General features: G+C 69.2%; 14 protein-coding genes and 3 pseudogenes. 7 read left to right on the top strand and 10 right to left on the bottom strand.

Annotated features, from left to right (window positions below; translation table 11 throughout):
- Window positions 1–211: 211 nt before the first annotated feature.
- Window positions 212–1,813, bottom strand: a complete 1,602-nt coding sequence (locus ACNAW0_RS26700) for a sigma factor (RefSeq protein WP_416290772.1) — start codon at window positions 1,811–1,813, stop codon at window positions 212–214.
- Between the two features lie 80 nt (window positions 1,814–1,893).
- On the opposite strand from ACNAW0_RS26700, the pseudogene ACNAW0_RS26695 reads away from it, so the two are divergent.
- The 4 genes and pseudogenes from ACNAW0_RS26695 to ACNAW0_RS26680 all read left to right on the top strand — a co-directional run.
- Window positions 1,894–2,022: pseudogene (locus tag ACNAW0_RS26695) on the top strand (transcriptional regulator); the annotation flags it as partial.
- A 174-nt stretch (window positions 2,023–2,196) separates the two neighbouring features.
- On the top strand, window positions 2,197–3,381 hold the full coding sequence (locus ACNAW0_RS26690) for a toll/interleukin-1 receptor domain-containing protein (RefSeq protein ID WP_416290771.1): 1,185 nt from the start codon (window positions 2,197–2,199) through the stop codon (window positions 3,379–3,381).
- A gap of 140 nt (window positions 3,382–3,521) precedes the next feature.
- Complete coding sequence (locus ACNAW0_RS26685) at window positions 3,522–5,228, top strand: hypothetical protein (RefSeq protein WP_416290770.1); 1,707 nt, start codon at window positions 3,522–3,524, stop codon at window positions 5,226–5,228.
- A 257-nt stretch (window positions 5,229–5,485) separates the two neighbouring features.
- Complete coding sequence (locus ACNAW0_RS26680; RefSeq protein WP_416290769.1) at window positions 5,486–5,980, top strand: hypothetical protein; 495 nt, start codon at window positions 5,486–5,488, stop codon at window positions 5,978–5,980.
- Between the two features lie 102 nt (window positions 5,981–6,082).
- Here ACNAW0_RS26680 and ACNAW0_RS26675 read toward each other — a convergent pair whose 3' ends face one another.
- From ACNAW0_RS26675 to ACNAW0_RS26665, 3 genes and pseudogenes are all read right to left on the bottom strand, one after another.
- A complete protein-coding gene (locus ACNAW0_RS26675; protein ID WP_416290768.1) occupies window positions 6,083–6,301 on the bottom strand; it encodes an IS110 family transposase in 219 nt (72 codons plus the stop codon).
- A gap of 324 nt (window positions 6,302–6,625) precedes the next feature.
- The gene (locus tag ACNAW0_RS26670) at window positions 6,626–6,799 is read right to left on the bottom strand and encodes a hypothetical protein (protein WP_416290767.1); all 174 of its coding nucleotides are present in this window, start codon (window positions 6,797–6,799) and stop codon (window positions 6,626–6,628) included.
- A 60-nt stretch (window positions 6,800–6,859) separates the two neighbouring features.
- Window positions 6,860–6,946, bottom strand: a pseudogene (locus ACNAW0_RS26665) (helix-turn-helix domain-containing protein); the annotation flags it as partial.
- Window positions 6,947–7,104: 158 nt separating this feature from the next.
- On the opposite strand from ACNAW0_RS26665, the gene ACNAW0_RS26660 reads away from it, so the two are divergent.
- Window positions 7,105–7,665 carry a hypothetical protein gene (locus tag ACNAW0_RS26660; protein ID WP_416290766.1) on the top strand — a complete coding sequence of 187 codons (561 nt, stop codon included), beginning with the start codon at window positions 7,105–7,107 and terminating at the stop codon, window positions 7,663–7,665.
- 107 nt (window positions 7,666–7,772) lie between these two features.
- On the opposite strand, the gene ACNAW0_RS26655 is transcribed toward ACNAW0_RS26660, so the two are convergent.
- From ACNAW0_RS26655 to ACNAW0_RS26640, 4 genes and pseudogenes are all read right to left on the bottom strand, one after another.
- Window positions 7,773–8,297, bottom strand: coding sequence for a DUF5956 family protein (locus tag ACNAW0_RS26655; RefSeq protein WP_416290765.1), 525 nt, complete (start codon window positions 8,295–8,297; stop codon window positions 7,773–7,775).
- A 154-nt stretch (window positions 8,298–8,451) separates the two neighbouring features.
- Window positions 8,452–9,084 (bottom strand): hypothetical protein, encoded by a 633-nt coding sequence (locus ACNAW0_RS26650; RefSeq protein ID WP_416290764.1) that lies wholly within the window; start codon window positions 9,082–9,084, stop codon window positions 8,452–8,454.
- Window positions 9,081–10,352 carry a hypothetical protein gene (locus tag ACNAW0_RS26645; RefSeq protein WP_416290763.1) on the bottom strand — a complete coding sequence of 424 codons (1,272 nt, stop codon included), beginning with the start codon at window positions 10,350–10,352 and terminating at the stop codon, window positions 9,081–9,083. Before ACNAW0_RS26645 ends, ACNAW0_RS26650 begins: the two co-directional genes overlap by 4 nt.
- 83 nt (window positions 10,353–10,435) lie before the next feature.
- Window positions 10,436–10,966 (bottom strand): annotated as a pseudogene (locus ACNAW0_RS26640) (RNA polymerase sigma factor); the annotation flags it as partial.
- 292 nt (window positions 10,967–11,258) lie between these two features.
- On the opposite strand from ACNAW0_RS26640, the gene ACNAW0_RS26635 reads away from it, so the two are divergent.
- Window positions 11,259–12,572: a reverse transcriptase family protein gene (locus ACNAW0_RS26635; protein ID WP_416290762.1), complete on the top strand. Its 1,314-nt coding sequence runs from the start codon at window positions 11,259–11,261 to the stop codon at window positions 12,570–12,572.
- A 456-nt stretch (window positions 12,573–13,028) separates the two neighbouring features.
- On the opposite strand, the gene ACNAW0_RS26630 is transcribed toward ACNAW0_RS26635, so the two are convergent.
- Window positions 13,029–19,214, bottom strand: a complete 6,186-nt coding sequence (locus ACNAW0_RS26630) for a S8 family serine peptidase (protein ID WP_416290761.1) — start codon at window positions 19,212–19,214, stop codon at window positions 13,029–13,031.
- 37 nt (window positions 19,215–19,251) lie between these two features.
- Here ACNAW0_RS26630 and ACNAW0_RS26625 point away from each other — a divergent pair, with 37 nt between their 5' ends.
- Window positions 19,252–19,422, top strand: a complete 171-nt coding sequence (locus ACNAW0_RS26625) for a hypothetical protein (RefSeq protein ID WP_416290760.1) — start codon at window positions 19,252–19,254, stop codon at window positions 19,420–19,422.
- 68 nt (window positions 19,423–19,490) lie between these two features.
- Here the strand turns inward: ACNAW0_RS26625 and ACNAW0_RS26620 are convergent, their stop codons facing one another.
- Window positions 19,491–22,445 carry an ATP-binding protein gene (locus ACNAW0_RS26620; protein WP_416290759.1) on the bottom strand — a complete coding sequence of 985 codons (2,955 nt, stop codon included), beginning with the start codon at window positions 22,443–22,445 and terminating at the stop codon, window positions 19,491–19,493.
- Window positions 22,446–22,671 lie beyond the last annotated feature (226 nt).

The following is a 22,671-nucleotide window of genomic DNA, read 5'->3' as shown; positions in this document are numbered from 1 at the left end:
TGCTTGTCGCAGCCGATGTGGTCGGTGATCTCCCCGTCGAACGCTGACTCCAGACCCACTTGGCTCCTACTACGGCAGACGCCGACCGGGGTGTGGTCACCCGCAGCCGGTCAGTCGCCGGGTGGTGATCCGTCATGACACCTGATACGGCTAAGTTAGGCTCAAATTGCACAGTCGACTCAAGGTGCGCCGCGCCGGGGTCGAGGGGCGCTCAGCAGGTGATGGTGTTGTCCTGGGCGTAATTGTGCCCGCCGATAGCGACGTCCGCGGCTTTGACCCGACCACGGTAGGCGTCGGCCGACCCGTCTTCCGTCTGCTGCTTCCCGTAGAGCACGAAGCTCGCCTTCTCGCCGTCGCCCCAACTCGGATTCAGCGCCTTCACTGCAGCGTTGAGAGTCGTGCTGTGCCATTCGAGGCTCGCGCAGCTGCCGTCGTGTGCGGCGTAGTCCGGGTTCGACCCTAGCCGGCGCGAGGTCAGGCTGGCATCGGTGGGCAGCAGGGTCCGGGCGAGCGCGACGGCGGTTTTCTCCGTAACGGGCGTGTTGAACACCAGGGTGAGTCCGATTGGCCGGTGCTTCCAGGTATCGCCTAGCACCTCGCCGCACAGGATCACGTTCGAGGAGACGCGCCAGGCGTGCCCGTCTCCGAGCGGCTGTCCTTCTTGCTTCTCACACGGCGCGTATGCGATGGGCCGATAGCGCTGGTCGAGCCAAGCGAGGCTGGAGAGCAGACCTCGCGTTCCGTCGGCGTCTGTCGCCGGCGCCACGTCGCTTGGCCTAGACGTGGGCGTGGCAGCCAGCTTCGGGTCGGGCCGGACGGCTTTGCAGAAAACGTCCCTCAGGAAGTCGTTCATCGTCTGGGCATCCGCTGCGGGCGCCCCACCAGCCTGGTCGGTCGCGATCACCTGGGCCCACGTCTTGTTGCCACTGGCGACATCCCGACAGGTTGCGATCTGGACGACCGCGAATCCACGGCTTTTCTCGAGCGGGAGCGGCTCGTCCCGCCCAAGGCCGTAGCCGGTTCGGGAGGCAACTTCGCCGAGCTGAATCACCAGCGCGTCGCTCACGCCCGCTGCTGCTAGCGCGTCCACGATGGAAGTGTCCGGTGTCGCGGACGCCGAAGGGCTGGGTGACTCGGTCGCGCGGGCCTGGTGCTGGGCGCTCTGGCCCTGGCAAGCCGTCAGGAACAGGACGCCCATCGCCAGCGAAAGCACGGGCGTAGCACGGACTAAGGACATCGGTTCTCTTTCTCGCGTGATCGAGGGCGTGAGCGGATTGGGAGGAAAACGTGGGGACGGCTCGGCCCCGCGCTTGTGCAGCTGTCCCAGCACCACGAATAGTAGATCTCGATGGGGTGCGGCACATGGACCAACCGCGCTCGACGAGCGCGGTTGGTGGGGCTCGTCACGGTGGATGCACAGCTGCGGCCCGGCCGCGGTCGGCACGGCACCTGGGCGTAGCAGCGCAGCCGCACGCTGAGCTGATCGCCCTGCCGGGCGCCGATGATGCTGCCCCGCAGGCAGGCGAGGAAGGCGCGCCGACCGCCACTCGGAGCGGACCGCGTTGGTGGCGACGACCAGCAACCACGGCAACGCCGAGCCATCCACCAGCCGGGCGTCGTGACGGCGGCGCCACGCGACGAGGAACGTCGCCTGGGTGACGTCCTCGGCGGTCGACCACGACGCGGTCAGCCGGAACGCGTGGTTGTAGACAGGGCGGGAGTACCGGTCGAAGAGCCGACCGAACGCCGACTCGTCGCCGGCGGCGATCAAGGGCCACAGTTCCTCGTCCGACGGCCGTACCTGATGCGTCACACCACACTATGGCCGCCCGCGCCGTTTCTGTTGCGGCTCGCAGGTCAACGTCTCGGGTGGTAGCGGCGGCCGGTCGAGCCCAGGCCGGCCTACTCGAGCGGGACAAGCGCGGCGTGTGGGCGCACTACCGCCTGGTGCCGTCCGCTATCGCCACGATCGCCGACCTGTTGATGCCACCCCGCAAGCGAGCAACGAAGAAGAGCCGCTGACCGGCGCCATCGAAGACCGCCGCCGGCGCCTCCCGACCCGGCGGTACGGCAGCCGCAACGCGAAGGTTCAGCGTCCCACCGCGCGTGGCCCAGCCCTGAGCAGAGGTCCGCAGGCGTGGCCAGCCCGACGGTCCGCGACGCGGCGATGTCGCCGCCTGCCCCTATCCTGGTCAGGTGGACGTCGTAGCGAAGGACTTCTTCATCTCGTATACGGCCGCTGACAAAGCGTGGGCCAGCTGGATCGCCTACATCCTTGAGGCTGACGGTTTCGCCGTGACGATTCAGGAGTGGGACTTCCGACCGGGCAGCAACTTCGCCGTCGAGATGGACAAGGCCCTGAAGCAGTGTCCGCGGATGATCGCTGTGCTCTCCCCGGCCTACCTGAAGGCGCCCTTCCCAGCCTCGGAGTGGGCAGCCGTCTTCGCCAGCGACCCGGAGGGCGCGAAGAACGCCCTCGTGCCGATCATGGTGCAGGAGTGCCAGCCGGAAGGGCTGCTCAGTCAGGTGGTGCAGATCCGCATCCACGGACTCGACGAAGCTGCCGCGCGGAAACAGATCCTCGAAGGCGTCCGCCGCGAGCGGAACAAGCCCGCCACACCACCGCCGTTCCCGGGTACGTCGGTAGTGGTGCCCGCTGAGGTGCCCGCCCAGGCTGTGCCGTATCCGACAGCCAGCGCTGCCACGCCGGCCAGCCCATCGCGGCTGCGCTGGCAGAGCCCGGCCCCGCCGGTCAGCGTCTCCTGGCGCAGCGACCTCGACCAACGCGCGCAGGACCGCAGGCTAGGCGCCGCAGCCGTCGAGGTGCACTTGGCCTTCGCCGCCGACGATGCGCGACTGCAGGTGAGGGAGCTGGGCGCCCTCGCCGACCTGCTGCCCGACCATGGCCGACAGCACGGCGTGTTCACCCGGCTGGAAGCCCTGCACGCGCACGCCGACTCCGCCGTCGCCCGGGCGACGAGCAGCGGTCGGGACAACGAGAAGGGGCTCGTGGTCACCCGATCCGGGCAACGGTCGGCGTGGGCCCCGCTGCCCCGAGGTCAAATGGGCGCAGTGCTCGATCGGGACGACCTGATCAAGCAGCTCACTGGCATGCTCAACACGCTTACGGCGCTGGATCTACCTCACGGCGACCTCGTCGTACCCGCCATCGGGCTCGACCCCGCCACCATGATCTCCTACGGCAGGGTCAACGTGCCGAGCAACACCGCCACCTACGGGTTCGGGCAGGCAGACCACATCCATGTCTCCCCGGACGAAGCCATCGACTACGGCAGCGTCGTCGCCCGCCCCGCCGACGTGGCCGCCGAGCTCGTCGCACGTCTCATCGCCGACCACCGGGCCGCCACGGGCCTACGCTGACGATCCGCTGCTCTCGGTAGAAGGCCGTCCGGGAACTCGGCCGATGTCCCTCAGCTTCATGGATGAGGCTGATGCCGCTGTGTCCGTGTTTTGCTGGACCGGTGACCACCGTGAATTGGGAGCGTGAGCCCGGAGAGCGGGTGGAGGAGTTCGTCGCGGCTCTGCTGCTGTTGGAGCATCCTCACGGCAACCTCATCACCCCGTCGCGTGGTGATCGCGGCGTCGACATTCGGGTCGAGCATCCCGATGGTTTCGACATCTACCAGGTCAAGCGGTACGCGAGCAGGCTCGATGCCCGGCAGGCAGCGGAGATCGGGAAGTCATGGTCAACATTCGTGCGGGAAACTCTGCCCCGGCTTCCCGTACGGTCGTGGACCCTGGTGACACCGTGGAACCCCACCAACGAGCGACTGGACTGGCTCGCAGAGCTCACCGCAGAAGCTCGGTTTCCGTGCCGGTGGATGGGCGGCACGAACCTGGATGTGCTGGCGGCACGCCACCCAGAGCTGGTGGACTACTACTTCGGCGACGGGGGAGAGCGGCTACACCGCCTGATGGCTGACGCTCTCCAAGGCGGCCGGGACCTGCCACGCGGAGTCCCCGCGCAGGACATGCTCGCCGCCGCCGTCGATCGTCAACGCGCCATCGTCACCAACCTCAACCAGCTTGATCCCTTCTACCGCTACGAACTGGATATCCGTACCGGGGCCGTCGGCGACCTGCCGTGGGACGCGGAGCTAGGCCGATGGGCTTCCGCCGCCTACGTGCAGTACCAACAGCTGCCCGGCGGCCAGTACTCGGTGTTGCGGCTGCTGCCGAAGTCCGCAGAGTCGGCGCGGTTGCGTCCCATCACCATGTCGGGTCGGCTGGAGGTCACCTCGGGATCGCCGGAGCATCGGGCGGTCGAGAACTTCGTGCAGTTCGGCACCCCGTTCGTGGACGTGCCGGGAACCATCACTGAGGTCAGCGGGCCATCCGGCGTCGCCAGGTCCACACCCGGTCAAGGGCGTTTCCGGTTCATGGTCGCTCCCGAGTCCGCCGCTGAGCTACCGGACCTGGAGATCCGCCTGCTCGACACGGTTGGCGCCGTGCGTCACACCCTGGACCTCATCGACGTGGAACTGTCCACCGGGTTGGACGGCACCGGTTCCTGGTTGTCCGGATACGACCGGGGAGGCGCGGTGCAGTTCCAGTTCTTCCTCAACGGCAGGGACGGCGACGCCGTGCAACTGAACGCCCGTTCACTCACGGGAAAAGCGCCAGCCGACGTGCTCCCGGCCGTGCGCTTGACCGCTGACCTCGGCCCCGGCGTGGGAATCATGGCGGCCGTGCGAGGTGGCGGCCCGGCCGTCACCCCCATCTGGGAGATGAGCGACGAGCCAGTGACGCCCGTGGCCCGCTGGCATGTGCGTCTCCTCGAAGCGCTGATCGCGATCCAACGCCACACCTACCAACGCATCACCGTGCCGGACGTCGACGCCACACCAGGCGCTGACCTGGACGCGATCCTGCGGGTCGGCCGGCTCCTCCGCGGCGAACACGTCGAGGGGACCTGGTCCGAAATTCCCCTCACGGTCACGTCCCCCGAGAACCTGCCGGTCGGCGCCGACGAGTTCACCTTCGCAGGAGTCTTCCCGATGACCGTGCGGATCAACGGCCGCGACATCAGCCTCAATATGCGTCGCCAGATCGTGTACTGCGCGGCTCGACTTGTAGAGCCCGCCCCAACCGAGACCGACCAGGCTGGCGGACCGCTGCGCCTCGTACCCGGATCCACCGACCGCGCGATCATTACCGCCGTTCCAGACGTGACCGGTCCGCCGCTGGCCGGGATGGGTGAGGCCTAGCGTCATTACCCACTTAGGACGACCAATGCCAATCTCTCTCGGCCGGCGTACGGACCTCCTTCCTGAACCCGGTCAAGAAGGCGACAGTTGGGGACGTCGATGGGCTCCGCGGAAGACGAAAGGATGTGACCATGACGACTCCGCACACCCCGGCAGACCCCAACCTAGGCACCGTTCCTGCCCGGCCCTGCTCCCGGCCGCCGACCTCGTCGGACCTCCACCCCAACCATCCTCGGCCGGCGGGCGCGGACCTCGAGATGATCGAGGTGTACGCCGTCGACTACGGAGTACCCCCAGACGGCAACGGCAGAATGCAGACGATGAACATGCGGCCGCTCCTCGACGCCGTCGCTGCGAAGCATGATGGTTGCCTGCCCTGCGAGAAGCACCACGTGGCCTTGATAGCTGTCGATCCGGCACTGGTCACCCACGTCGTCGGCGTCGGCCTATTGAACCTAGGCATTCACGAGGCAACAGCCCGCCAACTGCTGCAACACATGGATCCTGACGGCTGCGCGATCGCCATGGCAATCCGCAATGAGGGCCTCCTGTCTGCGGTCAACCTGGCAAGATCGAAGAACGTAGAGCAGCGACGGACGGCGGCCCGCGTAGTCTTGAGCAACGCGATCACCGCAGTCCAATGGTTCGGCATGCCCATCTCCAACCTTTGCCCGCCCGTCGTAGAACGTCCGACCGGACACCTCGGCGACGCAGAGATGATCAAGGATCTGAGGTCCGACGGGTATTGGTGAGTGCCGTCCGCGGCACCCCTGCAGGACTTCGCCTTCAGCGGGCACGCATGAGGCGCTCCGATCCATCTCATTCATTAGGAGGCGACCGAAGACGCACCCCGCCTAGCTGATCTTTAGCAAGCGATCACAGCAAGGCTCCGCTGCGACCGGCATACGCTGGCTGACCGGCCGGCCGTGCGTCGACACCTCAGCCATGACGGTCAGGAGGGCGGTCTCGTCGTTGGCGACCCGGCGGGAGTAGACCAGCCGGCCGTCACCGTCGACAGCGGCGACATGGTGGTGAGTCTTGCCGATGTCCACGCCGATCCACAGCTTCGCCACCGTCTCGCCTCTCCTTCGTTGACCGGTTCTCTCGGTCGGGCTCTCGTCTGCAGGTTTTCGGGTTTGCCGGCACCTTCTAGCGATGCGAACGCAGGTCGCGGGTCTCCATCAGCGGTCTACCGAATCTCGCAGACGACGACGCGGCGGGTGGCATCTCTGTTGCGCGTCGCTGAGGATGAGGATGAAGGCGTCACTCAAGATGAGCATGTACGGGGCGGTGTTGGTGCTCATGGTGACGCTGTCATCCTCACGCTAACGGCGACATCTATCGATGGATCCAGTCCTGATGGTGGGCAGGCTTCTCCCCTGGGCAAGGCTTGTTGATCACGATGGGATGAGAAGTCGCCCGCGGGTGAACACGCCGATGAGCGTCCAGGCTCGGGCGTGTCGGGCGAACCGGCGCCGCCAGGCGGTCACGGCGGCGGCGAGCGCGACCAGAGCGTCGCCAAGCGCGGTGGGCTGCGGGTCGAGACCGGCGGTGAGGACCTCGGGGTGCAACTGGGTGGCGTGGTCGATTCCTTGCCGGTACAGCCAGCTGGGGTGTGGTCCGCGGGCCGCGCGTAGCCAGCGGCGCACGGTCGAGGGCGGGCGGCCGAGTTCGGCGGCGATGCGCCGCCAGCCGCGGCCGGCGGCTTTGGCGAGCAGGGCAGCGCCGATGACCTCGGTAGCGTCGGCGCGGCGGGGTAGCAGCGACCCGGGCAGCAGGACCTGCGTGTGCGGCAGGCCGCACAGCGGGCCCGACGGGGCCGGACGTTGCGCGTTGAGCCGTCAAGCTGGCGGATCGGCGCGGCTTGAATAGGGGTGTGCAGGTCAGCAAGGACGGGCGGAGTTGGCGCATCGGCGCTGCCACCGACGTGGGATGGATCGCCGGTCACACCACTGCCGGCGTCTCGATCACCACCGCCATCCCGCCGATCTTCGACGCCTACGCCACCACGTACCAGGCCGACGACGTCACGGCCGCCGCCTACGAGCATGCCCTAATCGAGGACCTCATGATGCACACCCCCGACCAGCCGTGGTGGCTGGCTTACCTCGACACGGGTGCCCATGACGTCGTCTTCTCCCACGCTCCCAGGGTGTCGCTCTACTGGAACTGGCCGTATGTGCTGGTCGAGGCCGGCCCCGAGCAGGCCCTCACCTGGCGCACCGGTGGTCACATACGCCATCCCCGCGGATCACTACCCGACCTGTTCTTCCCCGCCGACCGCTCATGGCTGGTCTCCGCACTCTGGGACGACACCTGGACCTGCGTCGGCGGCCCGGCACCACTGATCCACACCCTCGAACGCGACCCTCTGGCCAACGCTCGCCGGGTCCGACCCGACGAAGACGCGCTGCCACCAGGCCTGACCCGCGAGTGACACTCAACGCCAACCCGGTCGCGCCACCACCTGGGTCCACCCCGGCTCGGGGTGCTGGCGCCGGTCAGCCGGCAGACCGCAGCCACCGCGATGCCCCCATGGGATCCTCAGGCGGTCACCTCTCGTAGCAGGTTCCGGGTGAACCCTACGTACTCCGGGCTGCACGCCCTGTCGATGCCGGCGGCATCGGCGCGTCGACCCGGTTCGGCGAGGAAGTCATCGACCGAGGCGAACCCGGGCGGCGGCTTCAGCAGCCACAATCGCCCCCGAGGCCGGCCGGTGACTCCCGCGTCGACCAGCAGGGCATCGTTGTCGTTCTCAACCTCGTTGCGGGACTCCCAGCTTGACCGCACGGTCTGCTCCCGCAGCACCTCGTACGTCTTCGGGTCCAGTTCGGTCCAGGTCTCGTAGCGGGTAGCCCGGTCCGGCACCCAAGTACGCAGCTGCGGAGGCCACACCGCAGGCAGGAAGACCAGCATGGGAGCGTCCGGGGCCAACTGCCAGCCCCGCGCGGTCAGCTCGCGCACCTCCGGCAGTTGCTCCGGCCTCAGGCCATCCGCGTCTGTTTCGGCGGCCCTGGCCGCAGCCGGATCGGGCGGCTGGTCGGCGCCCCAGGCATACCCGGTGTCCATCTTGGCAGCGTACGGTCCAGGCCTGCGCCGCCACCGTCGATATCTGATCTGGCCAGGCCCGCAACGGCGACGGGCTGCGTGCGTGCGGCGGCGAGAACTTGGCGGTCAAGTCCTGGCGGCCCAGACGCGGTGGTGGCGCAGGTGGGCCACACAGTCAGCGTCTCGGCCGGTAGTGGCGGCCAGTCGAGGCGCGGGATCCGCGGTGCAGGTATGCGGCGGCACCGAGGGTGAAGATCGTGACGGCGGTGAGCCAGGATGCTGAGGTGGTGGAGGGCTGGAGCGGCCATGCCCAGGCCGCCGCGATGGCGTTGGTCTGGCGTGGAGCGGCGGCGTAGACGGCGCACACGTAGCCGAAGGCTGGCAGCCACGCCAGCCGCACGCCGAGCAGGGCTGCGCCGCCGGCGACCAGTCCGATACAACCGAGAGCGTTGCGAACCAGTGCATGGGCACCGTACGTGTCGGGCGCCTGTAGCCCGGCCAGGCTGAGCGCCATGGCGGTGACGAGAGCGGCAACGAGAAGGTGACCGGCTCGCCAGGCCCGCCACGGCAGTGGTGTGCTGCGTTCGAGGTTCTCGTCGGCGCCGGCGAGGGTTGGTCCGAGCAGTAGTGCTGTCAGCAGCGGTGCGAGTGCGACCACGGGTATGCGGGCGGCGGGTCCGTCGAAGTAGGGCCTGCTGGCGAGCCAGGTTCCGGCGGCCCAGGCCAGCAGGGTGATGACGCTGATGCCGGCTACGAAGGCCGACGCGCCTCGGGCGAACAGGTGCAGTGCGAGAAGCCGCCGGGTCACGGCTGCTGGCCGAGCCGGATCAGGGACTGGACGTCGCACCGGTCGGCCGCCTCGAGGTAGGCGGCGAACCAGGCACGCTGCGCCGGCTCCGGTAGTGCGCGGAGCCTGGTGAGGGGCTCGTCGGGGGTCGCTGCCTCGTCGAGCATCCAGTTGGTGGCCAGGGTGTCGGTCTGGTAGATCCGCTGGTCGATTCTGCGGACTCCGAACGGGTCTTCGCATTTGGCGCGGGTCACCTGCCGGAAGTCCGCACGTAGGTGCACCCGGCTGGCGAGGCCGCCTAGCGCCGTGGACTGGTAGTCGAGGTTGAGCCAGACCGTGTCGTCGTCCCGTTCGATGGACTGGCCGGCCGGCTGGGCGGCCTGGTCGGCCGCCCGTCGTGGCGCTCCGGGTATCCCGTCGAGACGTCCCAGGATCGGCTGCACGACTGCGGTGACGTCGTCGATGAGGAAGGCGTTGATCCTGGACAGGCAGACCTGCGGGCCGCTGCTCGTGCAGACCAGGTCTACCGCGGCCGGGTCGGCCGGCAGGCGATGAGTGCCCGGCCCGGTGATGATCGGGACCGCGACGGCGATCGCCAGTCCACCGGCCAGGAGCGCAGCTCGCCGCTGCCGCGCGGCGGCGGCGAGCAGCAGGGCTGTCAGGGCCAACAGCCAGGCGGCCTGCCACGCGGTGACCCGGCCGGGGACGCGTGAGTACACCGCCCACCCGCCGTAAACGGGCGAGAGCCACGCGGCGGACGTGCCGTCCCAGTAGACGACGATGGCCAGGCCCAGGTAGGTGGCCAGTCCGGCGATCGGCGCCGCCACCCGCAGCGGGACGAGACGCCCGACGAGGACGCCGACCGCTCCGGCAGCGGCCAGGGCGAGGACACCCACGGCCAGCGTCCACCACCAGCCACCGCCGGTGTACGTCGCGACCCGGGCGACCAGCACCGCCGCCCCGGCGAACGCGACCAGCAGTCCGGCGGTGCCCGCCACGGTCACGGCGAGCCAGGCCACCACCAGCGGTTGCCAGCCCGGGCGGGGGGTGGAGGCGATCAGCTCGTCGATGTCGCGCCGACGTTCCCGGCCGGACTGCCACGCTCCGGCGGCGATCATGAGGGCGCACAGGATCAGCATCGACACCCGCAGGTAGTTGGCCAGTCCCGCCCACCGGCCGCCCCAGTCGTCCGGATGTACGGCCAGCATCCATACTCCGGCGCCGAACATCGCCAGGGCGGCGAAGGGCGCCGTACCTCGGCGTAGCTCCACTGCCAGCGCGCGCCTCACCGCGGTGCCGTCCGTGCGCCGCGCAGGACCGACGTGTAGCCCCGCTCGATCGGGGAGTCACCGCTGTCGCCGTCCCCACCGGCGGCGATCAGCTCCCTCAACTCACGGCGCGCCCGCATCGCCCGGGTCTTCACCGTGCCCTCCGGGACACCCAGCAACACCGCCGCCTCCCGCACCGTCAGGCCGTCCAACACTGTCGCCTGCAACACCGCCCGCAACTCCGGAGCCAGCCGGTGCAGTGCCCGCTCCAACTCGGCGTCGTACGCGCCAGCCAGGACCTCGTCCTCCGCCGACGGCGACCACGCCAGCACGTCCTCACCAGGCGCCCCCACACTCTGCGGACGAACCAACGCACGCCGCCGCGCGTCGATCAACCGACCGGCGGCCACCGACCACAACCAGCCCACCGCCGCACCGTCCCCGCGGTAGCCGGCTGCGGCCCGCCACACCGTCAGGAACGTCTCCTGCAACACCTCCCGGACCAACTCCGGATCCCGGCACCGACGGTGCTGGCGCAACACCAACCACGGCGCGTTACGCGCATACAGCACGTCGAACGCCCCGCGGTCACCCTCCCCGACGAGGCGCAACAGCTCCTCATCGTCCACGTCCATCCCGCAAGGTTAGGACGCATCATTCGGCGAAACGGTTCTCCATCACCGCGCCACACGCATCGCGGACACCAATGACGGTCTCGGTTCATTACGCTGCCCCCATGGCGGCGTGTCCCGAGCTGACCAGGCCGCTCCTCCACGCGGGGTCCGGTCACGGTCTCTCCGGGGCAACCCCGGGGACGCGACACTCACCTCGGCACCACACCACAGGTGCGTCGGCACGCTCCGCGAGCCTGTGCACCCGCACGACCGGGCATCGTCAGGACACGCCGCCACCCCTACCGGCCCGCCCGTGACCACCATCCACACCCTCGCCACCGCGCTCGCCGACGCTTTCCTCGCCAGCGACGGCTGGCGCCGCGCCGACCTCGTCAACCAGGGTGGCCTCGTCCTCGGCATCCGGCGACGCTGGCTGTGGCCGGTCGCCAACGCGGCGCTGGTCGCCTACCCGCACCCACCCACCGACCGGCCACGCGAGCTGGCCACATTCCTGACCACCCTCGACCCGCTACGCGCAGCAATCGCCGCCGCCCGCCAACACAACCGCCCGATCATCATCCGCACCCGACCCGTGACACCGACCCGCACGGTCCGCCGCCCCTGGCACACCCCCGTCATCGACGACGTCGGCGCCCTGGCCGCGATGCTCGACCTGAGCATCGAGCACCTCGACTGGTACGCCGATGTGCTCGCCATGAACCGCCGCGCCACCGCCCACCGGCTGCACCACTACCACTACCGGTGGACCGACCACGGCCGACTGATCGAGGCACCCAAGTCCCGGCTCCGCTCCCTGCAACGCCGGCTTCTCGCCGAGGTCCTCGGCCCCATCCCGGTCCACCCCGCCGCCCACGGTTTCGTACCCGGCCGCTCCGCGCACACCTTTGCCGCCGCCCACGCCGCACAGCCCGTTGTCGTCCGGATCGACCTGCTCGCCTTCTTCACCCACATCCCTGCCACCCGCGTCTACGGACTGTTCCGCACCGCCGGCTACCCCGAACCCGTCGCCCACACCCTCACCGGGCTGTGCACCACTCGCACCCCACACCCCGTCCTTCGCCAGGCACCAGCCGACCTGCCGCACCGGGCCGCCCGGCTCGCGGCACTGCGCACCGGCCACCTGCCCCAAGGCGCGCCGACCTCACCCGCACTGGCCAACCTGTGCGCCTACCGGCTCGACCGACGCCTCACCGGCCTCGCCGACGCCTTCGACATCACCTACACCCGGTACGCCGACGACCTCGCCTTCTCCGGCAACCTCACCACCCGCCGAGTCCACGACCTGATCGCCGCCGTCAGCGACATCGCCGTTGACGAAGGCTTCCGGATCCACCCGGACAAGACCCGCACCCGCGGCCGAGCCGACCGGCAACTCCTCGCCGGACTCGTCGTCAACGCACACCCCGCCACACCACGCGACGAGTACGACCGGCTCCGGGCCATCCTGCACAACGCCGCCCGCACCGGCCTCGCCATGCAGAACCGCACCGGCCACCCCGACTTCGCCCAATACCTCATCGGACGAGTTCTCTGGGTCGGCCATCACCACCCGACCCGCGCAGCCAAACTCGCCACGCTGCTGACCCAAGCTCTCACGGCACCGTAGACTGACACGGCGCGCAACTTCGCTCGACCCGAGCAAGAACACATCGGACCGACCGAAGCACGGCCTGAGCAGGACTTACGTCCACTCTGCTGATCTTCAGCAAGCGAGCACAGCTACGTGCGTGTGCGACCCACTAACATGAAAACAGAATAGAAACCCGCAGGTCATTTGCCTGCGGATACAGATAGAGCACCGTCTTAGGAAACCGTTGCTCTATCCCCTGAGCTACGAGGGCGCGAGCGCTCAGTCTAGCGACCCGCGCGTTGACCCGGGGTGGCAGGGAGTGGTCCATGTTGACCTACGTCGTCCCGGCCGGCCGGCTCGGGGCGATAACCACACGTCACCGAGTGTGCGGATGCGGGCCAAAGACGCAAACTCGGTAGTCGCGGTCAGTGCCTCCACGGCAATCTTTTCCGAGGAGGCTCTGACCGCTGCTGGCGGACCGGTTCGGCTATCTCATAGGCGCGGGTCCTCCTGGACCTTCAGGGCGTTGAGGATCGGGTCGCGCTCGCCGATCTCGCTGCGGAGCTCGACCTTCAGGTCGCCGCCGGTGTGCTTGACGGTGACCGTGTTCACGTCCGCGGTCAGCGCGCCCGCCCTCGCCTGTACGTCGTGGTCGTGGAGCACGGCCTTGCCGTCGACCAGGACATCGAAGGTGCGCATGCCGGCCTTGACCTTGTCGATCTCCGCGAAGTCGAGGCCGATCTGGTACGTGCCGGCGGGCGCGTCCTTGAACACGTAGGCGAACGTCTTCCCGGTCCGCTGGGTCTGGAACAACGCGTCGTCCTCGGTGCCGGCGATGTCCGCCTTGGTGGCGCGCGCGACGCCGCCGACGTACCCCCACGGTCCCGAGCCCAGCGGCTGGTCGGGCGACCAGACGAAGCCGTCGGCACCGACGTGCCCGGACCCGCCCACGTCGACGCCCTGCCAGTAGGCAGAGGTCGCCAGGCGGACCGGCGTGTACTGGGTGTCGCCCTTGCCGGCGTTCGACGCCACGAGCACGTCACCGACGAGGAGGCCGGGCTGGACCCCGGTGTTGTCGGCGGTCGCCGTGACCGTGGTGGACTCACCGACCGCGAGCTGGACCGTGCCGGTCGCGGCCTCACCCGTCAGCGTCAGCCACGGAAGGTCGGCAGCCTCGTGTCCGCCCTTGGTGCGGCGTTGCTCGCTGAGCTGGACCTGCAGTGGCGCGGAGCCGGTGTTGGTCACGGTCACGTCGGCGCTGGCCGTCTGGTCGGAGCTGAGGAACCAGTCGAGGTCGGCTCCGGTGATGGTCGCGACGCCCGTGGTGAGCGCGGTGTTGACCACCTCGGCCTGGTCCTTCTTGGCGATCGTGACCGGGCGGCTGGCCGTGACGTAGTTCGGCGCCCAGACCTCCACGGTGTTCTGGCCGACCAGCGCCTGAGCCTTCCAGCGACCCGCGGCGTCGGCCGTGATGACCCGGTCACCGCTCGGCCCCCTGAGCGTGACGATCGCGCCCGCGATCGGCTTGCCGTCGTTCGCGTCGGTGACCGTGCCCTCGATCGTGCCCGACGCTGGGAGGGTGTACTCCAGCCCCAGGCCGGCCGTGAGGACGGGCTGGTTGAAGGAGTACTGGCTCGCGGGGTTGCGCTTGAGGCTCTCCACGCCGACCGTGGCCGACGACCCGCGGGTCACGGGCTTCTCGCCCCCGATCCCGTCGCCGTACCCGATCTGGATCCGTCCGTCCGCGATCAGGGTGACCGAGAAGCTCACGCGGGCCGTCTGGTCACTGTAGAAGGTGACGTTGCGCCACTCGATGACCTGCGCCGCCAGCCCGTCCACCTCGGTCGTGCCGAGGTAGATGCCTCCCTGGGCATCGACGATGAGGTCGTCCCAGAACGGATAGATCGCGTCGAACGCGTAGCGCGACGGCAGCGCCGTGTTGTTCCCCACGGCGCTGGCCTGGTCGAAGATCAGCGCGCCGTTCGTCGTCACGCACACGCCGTCCCAGGCCGTGTCGTAGAACGGGAACAGGAAGCTGGAGTCGAACCACAGCACGCCGCAGACGTCATCGCCGTGCCACCCGGACTCCTCCGTACCCTGGCGGTAGAGCCCGTTGGTCACCTTCATCGAGTACGAGCGACCGGCGGGGGCCACCGGCACGGGGCCCGGCTTCGGCTGCTCGGGCACGGGCTCCTGCTCAACCTGCTCTGGGCGCGGGTCGAGCGTCACACGCAACGCGGCGATGCTCGGGGCGCGCAGGCCCCTCGAACCCCGCAGCTCCACGGTCAGCGGACCGCCCTCGTGCTTCACGACGGCAGTGCGCCAGTCGGCGGCGTTCGACCCCACGGCCGCGGCCGCGTCGTACGCGTACTCCGTCAGCGAGCCGTCCACGAGGACGTCGAACACCCGCTTCCCCTTGGCCACCTTCTCGATCTCGGCGAACCCGAGATCGATCGCGTAGGTGCCCTTGGGCGCGTCGGGGAAGGTGTAGGTCAGGTCCTTGAGTGGCGTGGTGCGCTGCGACTGGAACAGCTCGTCGTCCGTCGTGCCTTCGATCCCGGCCTGCGTGGAGGTGACCTTCGTGTTCCCCTCGTAGCCCCACGCCCCATCGCCGGAGGCCTGGTCGCCGGACCAGGTGTAGCCGGAGCCGTCGGTGAACGAAGGGCCGCCGGCGTTGACGCCGACCTGGTACTTCGTGGTCGTGAGCGTCACTGGGACGTAGGTCTTGGACTGGCGTCCGGAGTCGGACCTCACCACGATGTTCGCGCCGAGGACTCCTGGCTTGGCGTCCTTCGAGGAGACCGAGACCTTGACGGTCGTCGACTCACCCGGGGCCAGGGTGCCGCCGGTCGAGGAGAGCGACAGCCACGGCAGGTCGGTGAGCAGGTCGTCCTCGACGTCGACGAGCAGGACGTCATCGGCGATCTGGTCGACGGCCCAGAGCGCGCCGGTCACGTCGGTGGCGAGGCCACCGCCCTGTCGCGCCTTCATGCCTGGGAACCACCAGGCGTTGACGAGCTGACAGGTGCGGGGGTTGACCTGGATCAGCCGGGTAGGTCCGCTGCTGGCGAGGTCGCTGTACCAGAGTGTGTTCGACGCGGGGTTGTAGGCCAGCCCCATCACCTCGGGCTTGGGCGCGGCGCAGTAGGAGAGGAACTCGCCCGGGTTCTCCCACGAGGTGCCGGCGACGGTCCCGATGGAGCCGTTCTGGCGGCCGCCCACGTAGAAGACGTCGAGCGTCGGGTTGTAGGCGAGCCCGGTCAGCTGCACCGTGGACCAGGTGCCCTTGATGACCCTGGTCTCCTTACCGGTCTCCCGGTTGAAGCAGTGGATCACCGAGCGCGGGCTGTCCTCGATCTGGCACATGTCGCCGGTCCGAGTGTCGAGCTCCAGGTCGAACGCGCGGTAGGCGGGGTTCCACGCGGCGTCGAAGACCTTGCCGGTCGGCTTGCCGGTCACCGTGTAGGCGGTGTTGGTCCTCGCGTCGTAGTCGTGGACCCAGACGTCGCCGTCGTACCCGACGCCGGTGGGCTCCTTCTCCTCGATCTTGCCCGGGATGGCGATCCGGGTGATGACGTCCCCGCCGGAGGTCGTGCCGATCTTGTCGGCGGCTCGCGCTGCAGCGGCGTCGACCTTGGTGCTCGTGCCGTCGAAGGACGACGGCTGCATGCCCGTCGACGTCGTGTTCCACGCGGTGAGGTCGATGGTGCTGTCGGCTCCCGTCCCGGTGCGTTCGGTGGCTCCGGTCGCGTCGAGCTCAGGGTGGCGCCCCGCCTCGCCCAGGTCGTACTTCAGCGGTGCCGAACCGGTGTTGGTCAGCGTGAGCGTGCCGAAGCCCTTCTGGTCAGTACCCAGCACCGCGTCGAGGCCGTCGGCCTTCAGGCCGGCGACACCCGTGGTCAGACGTGCGTCGATCTTGGCCTTCGCGTAGAGCTTGTCGAGGGAGAAGGGGTATGCCGCGGTCGTGTAGTTCGGCGCGTCGACCGTCATGGTGTAGTCGCCGACCGGAAGCTGGCGATGCACGATGCCCGTGCCGTTGGTCGTGACGGTCTCGACGAGCCCATTCTTGTTCGTGAAAGAGACCTTGGCCCCGGCCACCGGCAGCCCGTCGTTCTTGTCGACGACGGTCGCGTCGAGGTAGCCCCAGTCGGGAAGGTCGTAGGTGACGATCATCCCGTCGTGGAGCACCGGGACGTTGTCGGAGAACCGGATGCCGTCCACGCCGGCCCAGCCCTGGATGCCGGTGATGGTGCGGGCGCCGCCGGTCACCGGGTCGTCGGTCCCGATGCCGTCGCCGTACCCGAAGATCACCTTGCCCGAGCGGGTGAGCGTGGCCGAGAAGCTGACCGGCTCCGTGTACTGCGACCGGATCGGGTAGGCCCAGATCTTGGCGTTGCGGAACTCGATGACGAACGCGTCCTCGCCGTCGGCCTTGGTGGCCGCCGTGAAGACTCCCCCGCCGGGGGCGAACTGGACGGGGGTCTGGACATAGAACGGGAAGGCGCCGGCACCGCCGGTGCCGGGACCGGTGGAGGCGTCCGGGGCGATCACGCCGCGCAGGCTGATACCCAGGGTGTCGTGGCTCCCGTTGTAGAACGCGACCGGGAACGGCAGCTTCACCGTGGCCCAGACGCCGCTCGGGAACGCGACCGGGTCGGTGCCGCGCAGGTACCCGCCTTCGGAGACGGAGCAGGTGTAGCCGCCCTTGTCGACGACGAGCGCGACCGGGATCTCGGGCGATTCGTTCTGCGCGCCGACGGTCAGCGGGACGGTCGTGGGCGAGAAGCAGGCGTTGGGCTTGATGTTCAGCGTGTACCCGCCCTCGGGGACAGCGGCGATCGTGAACGCGCCGTTGGCATCCGTGCGTACCGCGGCCAGCGGCGTGTCCTTGACGGAGACGTCCGCGTTCGGGACGGGCTGCTTCTTGTCGTCGACGACCCTGCCGCTGACGTCGTGGCGCGCCGCGGCGGTGAGGGGAACCTCGAGCGAGGTGTTCTGGCCGAGGGTGATCGTGGCGCTCGCGGTCGCGGTCAGGTAGCCGAAGACCTTGGTGCTGATCTGGTAGTCGCCGACCGGGAGGTTCATCGTGAACCGGCCGTCCTTGTCGGTCCCGATCGACCGGCTGAACGGTCCGCTGATCGTCACCTCGGCGGCGGGGACCGGGGCGCCGTTGGCGGTGACGATCCCGGTCAGGGTGCCGCCCTGGCGCGGCGCGAGCTCGAGCAGGCGGACGAGGTCGAGCCGGCCCTCGCCGTACTTGTTGTTGAAGGCGGCGGTGCCGCCGCACTCGGTGTCGTTGACGTCGACGGCCGACTCGGCGAGCAGGCGGCGGGTCTCCTCGACCTGCCCGATGAGGGTCGGGTCATAGCTCCACAGCGCTGCGACGGCGCCGGCGACGTGGGGGGCCGCCATCGAGGTGCCGGACATCTCGGTGTAGCTGTTGTTCGGGTAGGACGACCGGACGGTCACGCCTGGGGCGGAGATTTCGGGCTTGATCCGGCCGCCTTCACCCTCGCCCTTGCGGGAGAACGACGCGAGCGTGCCGTTCGACGCGTAGGCGCCGACGGAGTAGGCACTCGCGGCCGAGCCGGGCGAGGAGACGGTGTTACAGGCCGCGTACGGCGAGGTGTTGCCCGACGACCAGACGCTGAAGATGCCCGCGGCGCTCCAGGCCTCGTCGATGGCCTGGAAGAAGTCGTTGAAGTTGTGCTCCGCACTCTGGCCCCACGAGTTGTTGATGACGTGGGGGCGCTTGGAGACGTCCGGGTTGTTTCCGTGGACGTCGGTCGGGGCGAGCAGCCACCAGCCGGACTCGAGCAGCGATTCGGGGCCGTTCGACGCGCAGCACCCGTTCGTCGCGATCCACTGCGCGTCCGGGGCGACGCCGACGTGATTGGTGCCGTCGTCGCCGACCATGGTGCCCATGGTGTGCGTGCCGTGCCCGTTGTCGTCGCACGGCGCGCCCGTGCACGTGCCCCGGGTGGCCATCCAGTTGTAGTCGTGGTCGAACGTGCCGTCGCCCTTGTTGCCGCGGTAGGAGTCCACCAGCGCCGGATGGTCGAACTGGACGCCCGAGTCGAGGTTGGACACGGTGATGCCCGCACCCGTAGCGCCCTTGGCCCAGGCCTCGGGAGCGTGAATGGCGTCCAGACCCCACGAGACGGTGCCCGCCTCGGCGGCGGCCGCCGGGGCGGCGGGGCGGACGGCCTGGTCAGCCGGGCTCTTCTCGTCCACTGGCTCGACCAGCGCGACCTGCGGCGTCGCGTGGATCTCGGCGACCTGCACCACCGAGGCCACGTCGAGGGCGAGGTTCTCGGTGCCGCCCTTGACGAGCACAGCGTTGGCGATCGGGTAGGAGGTGTATTTGACGCCTGCCCCGTCGAGTTCGGTGGAGACGGATGCCACGGAGTCCTTCGCCGCTGCGGTCAGCGCGTCGTAGACGAACTGACCGCGAGTGGTCCAGTCGGCGATCTTCTTCGCCGGCGCGAGGTCGGCCTTGGTGTCGAACGTGATCCAGAAGTCGGAGACCGGCTCCGTGCGGAAGCGGTCCTTCAGGTCCGGCGCGATCTTGCTGGCGGCCGCACCGGGATCCGGCTCAGCGGCCGACGCCGATGGTGGCGAGAGCATGCTCAGGCCGACCGCTACGGCCAGCGAAGCGACGAGGGCTCTGGGTCTCATGTGGGGGTCCTCCGGCCTACAGGGGTTGGTAGGGGTCGTGGCTCTTGTGGTCGTCGGCTTCGCGGGCTTCGCGGGCATCGCGGGCATCGCCGGCATCGCGGACATCGCGGGCGCCGACGCGCGGCTCGCGCGACAGCTCGAGTGGTGGCTGGTGCTCGATGACGGAGTCGTCACGCGCGATAGGTCGCTCAGGCATGCACTGCCCTAGGGCCATGGATCATGGAGCCATGCTCGGGGGGACGAACGACCTTCGCTATCCAGCGGATACGTCAATTTTCACGACGGGTCGTCGAGGGAATCCTCTTCTGCGAACACTCCGGCCTCTACTGCCTTGACCGCGAGCGCGGTCCGGGAGGTCACCTTCAACTTGCGCATCGCCGCACGCAGCTGTTGATCCACCGTGGCCGGCGACTTGGCCAGAATCCGGCTGATCTCCCGGTTCGTCTTGCCGGCGACAACCAGTCGGACCACGTCGAGCTCACGAGGTGAGAGCTGGTCGCCGTACCCCCGTCGACCGCCGCGCCACAATCGCGGAACCTCGGCGCCGTGTTCGCGAAGCCGCTGTGCGACACGGTCTGCATCGCCGCGGGCTCCGAGCCTGAACAGTTGCTCGTACTGTGCGGCCAGCAGCTCTCGGCCCTGTTCGATCTGGCCTTGCGCCATGAGCGCCTCGGCTTGACGCTCGCGGGCGAGCATGGCGTCGTAGGGGCGCGGCAACGCGCTCCAGGCGCGCGCCGCCCGGTCGTATGCCGTCGCCGCGCGGGCGTGGTCTCCGGCTGCGGCGACCAGCAGGGCACGGCATACGGTGAGCGCCGCGCGAGGCGCAGGCGCCGTACGGCCACGCAGTCCTCTGGCGAACTGGTCGCCCAGGCGTGTCGCGGCCTTGAGGTCGCCCGCGGCGAGGTGCGCCTCGATCCGGGCGGGGACGAGGTCCGTCGCCCAGACCCAGGTGCCTTTTCTCCGGACTGTGTCCATCGGCTCGTTCGTGATCTGCAGCGCCCGGCCGCTGTTTCCGTCCGTCAGCCACAGTCTGGCCAGCGCAGCGGCGGCCTCCATCGTGTCGTCGGCTGCGCCGAGACGGGCAGACTCCTCGAGGACCAGCCGGAACTGCTCCTCCGCAGCGCGCCGCCGTCCGGCCGCGGCTGCCAGCCGGGCCGCGAGCCGAATGCTGCCGAGGTAGAGCGCCGGCCGGTCTCGGTCGGCATCGGCGAGTGCCGCGCTTCGCTCCGCGAGACCCTCCCACCGACCGGTGAGCCACGCCAGGTTGGCCTGTTCGAGTCGGACGTTGTATTGCAACCGGGACGCCTGCTCGGCCTCGGCAAGGCGCATGGCCACGACGAGATGTCCCTCCGCCTCGGCGTACCGACCCCAGATCAGTGCGCCGGTCCCGACATTTGCGTGGATGCGGGCCACGTCGAGGCGCTCCGCCGAGGTCGCACCGTCGATGGGCAGGTCGGCGACGACGTCCCAGGCCTCCTCTTCGCCGAGCATGAGCAACGCAGCGGCACGGTTGCCGGCCAGGTTCAGCCGCTCTGCGGGAGAATCGAATTCGGCGGTGAGCTCAGCGGCGCGATCCAGCCAACGCCGATGAGTCGACGCTGGCCACGGTCCCGCATAGGCCCATCCAAGATAGGTCATCGCCCGAGCCGCCTCGACCGGGTCATGGTCGAGGTTGGCCACCGCCTGCTCGAGCTCGCTGAGTGCGGCCTGCGCCTCACCCCCGGTGATCAGGAGCCGACCCAGGGGGTTGCGGATCTCGGCCTGCTGGCGTGCGGAGAGACCGGGGGTCTCCAGCACCGAGCGCAAGGTACGGATCACGCGGTGGTAGACCTCGTCGACCGGTTCACGACGGCCCAGTGCGGCTACTCCGGCGATGCGCGCGACTCGTGCCCGATCCGACGGCGGCAGCTCGGACCACGACAACAGATCGACCAGCAAGGAGACCGCCTTGGTGTGGTCACCCGAGGCCATGGCCAGCTCGGCGCCCTGCTCGGCGTACCGCGCCCAGGACTCCGTCTCGCCCGCCTCACGGAAGTGGCGGGCAAGGCGTGCGACAGGCGGCGGATGGATGTCCTCCAACGCCCGGCCGGCCAGCAGGTGGAAGTGTCTGCGATCGGTCAACGGGATCGCTTCGTAGACAGCCGTGGCGGCCAGCACATGCCGGAATCGCCACTGGCCGCGGTCGTCTCCGTGCAGGACGCCGGCATCGGCCGCCTCCGCGATAGCACCTCGACACGCATCTGGTGACAGACCGGCGATCACCGCGATCGTGGCCACCGATGACCGCTCAGCCAACGTCGCCGCGGCTCGCAACACCTGCTGCGCCGTCGGCGACAGACGGCCCACCCGCTCCCGGGTGGAGTCGCGCACCGTTGGCGGCACCTGTAGCTCGCGCAGCTTCAGCCGGACCCACTGCCCGTCGCGGAAGACGAGGTCGGCACGGTCGCACATGAGGCGAACCGACTCCTCCAGCGCCAGAGGAACGCCACCGGTCCGCTCGTGCATGAACGCCGTGAACTCCTGCGATATCGGGTTGCCGTCCAGCATCGAGGACACCAGCGCTGCCGTGTCGTTGGGTCGCATCGGCGCCAGGGCGATCCTCAGCTGGGTCACGCCAGCAGGCAGCCGGGACGTCAGCCGCAGCAACAGCGATCCGGCGTCCACCTCCTCCGGCCGATAGGAGATCACGAGGCTTGGCCCGTCCGACTGCTGTCGGGAGGTGACGAACAGCAGGAACTCCAAGGTCACCTCGTCGGCCCAGTGAGCGTCCTCGAGCACGAGAACGTCGACACGCAGAGCCCGGAGCAGCTCGTCCAGGGCGCGGAACAGGCGATGCCGTGCCGCCTTCGCATCGTCCAAGGGCTGCAATGCGGGCGGCAGGTCCGAGGACCATTCAGGGAACAGGGGCCGTAACGCACCCGCAAGATCGGTGAGCCGCAATCGCGACGCCGGCCGGTCGATCCCGCGGAACGCGTCGACGATCGGCCCCAACGTCAGCGACTCTCGAAGCGGTGGGCACACCGAGACCAGGGCAGTGCGCTGGTGCGGCGCGGCCAACCACTCTCGCAGCAGTCGGCTCTTCCCGATCCCCGCCTCGCCCTCTACCAGCACGATCGCCGGTGGCCGGGCCAAGGCGCCCCTGAGCGCTGCCATCTCCCGATCACGACCCACGAAATCCGGCGTAGAAACCGTCGGTGAAGTCCCGTCGTCCTCGGGCGAGGGGTCGAGCATGCGTGATGGTCTCGCTTTTCGATGCTCGGGCGCAAGTACCATCGCGGCGACTCGCGTTGCTGGATCCTCAGCCGGAGTGAGCGATGCCCACCGATAATGGTGACGGTGCCCTGCGCCCATGGTGATCCTCTGGGGAAGTGACGTCAACGGTCATCGACCAGGCCGTGTTGGAAGCCGCGCTGGCATGCCTGCCCGCCGAGGAGTGTCCGATGATCTGCGTCGATGA

Origin of the sequence: Micromonospora sp. SL1-18 (assembly GCF_047921505.1) — a bacterium.
Lineage (GTDB): Bacteria > Actinomycetota > Actinomycetes > Mycobacteriales > Micromonosporaceae > Micromonospora.
The sequence above is the reverse complement of the archived record's forward strand: the minus strand, read 5'-3'. Positions and strand labels throughout refer to the sequence as shown.

Coding starts and splice junctions, on each gene's coding strand:
- ACNAW0_RS26655 (WP_416290765.1), bottom strand. CDS start 8,297: ATGGACACCGGGTATGCCTGGGGCGCCGACCAGCCGCCCGATCCGGCT.
- ACNAW0_RS26630 (WP_416290761.1), bottom strand. CDS start 19,214: ATGAGACCCAGAGCCCTCGTCGCTTCGCTGGCCGTAGCGGTCGGCCTG.
- ACNAW0_RS26620 (WP_416290759.1), bottom strand. CDS start 22,445: ATGCTCGACCCCTCGCCCGAGGACGACGGGACTTCACCGACGGTTTCT.
- ACNAW0_RS26680 (WP_416290769.1), top strand. CDS start 5,486: ATGATCGAGGTGTACGCCGTCGACTACGGAGTACCCCCAGACGGCAAC.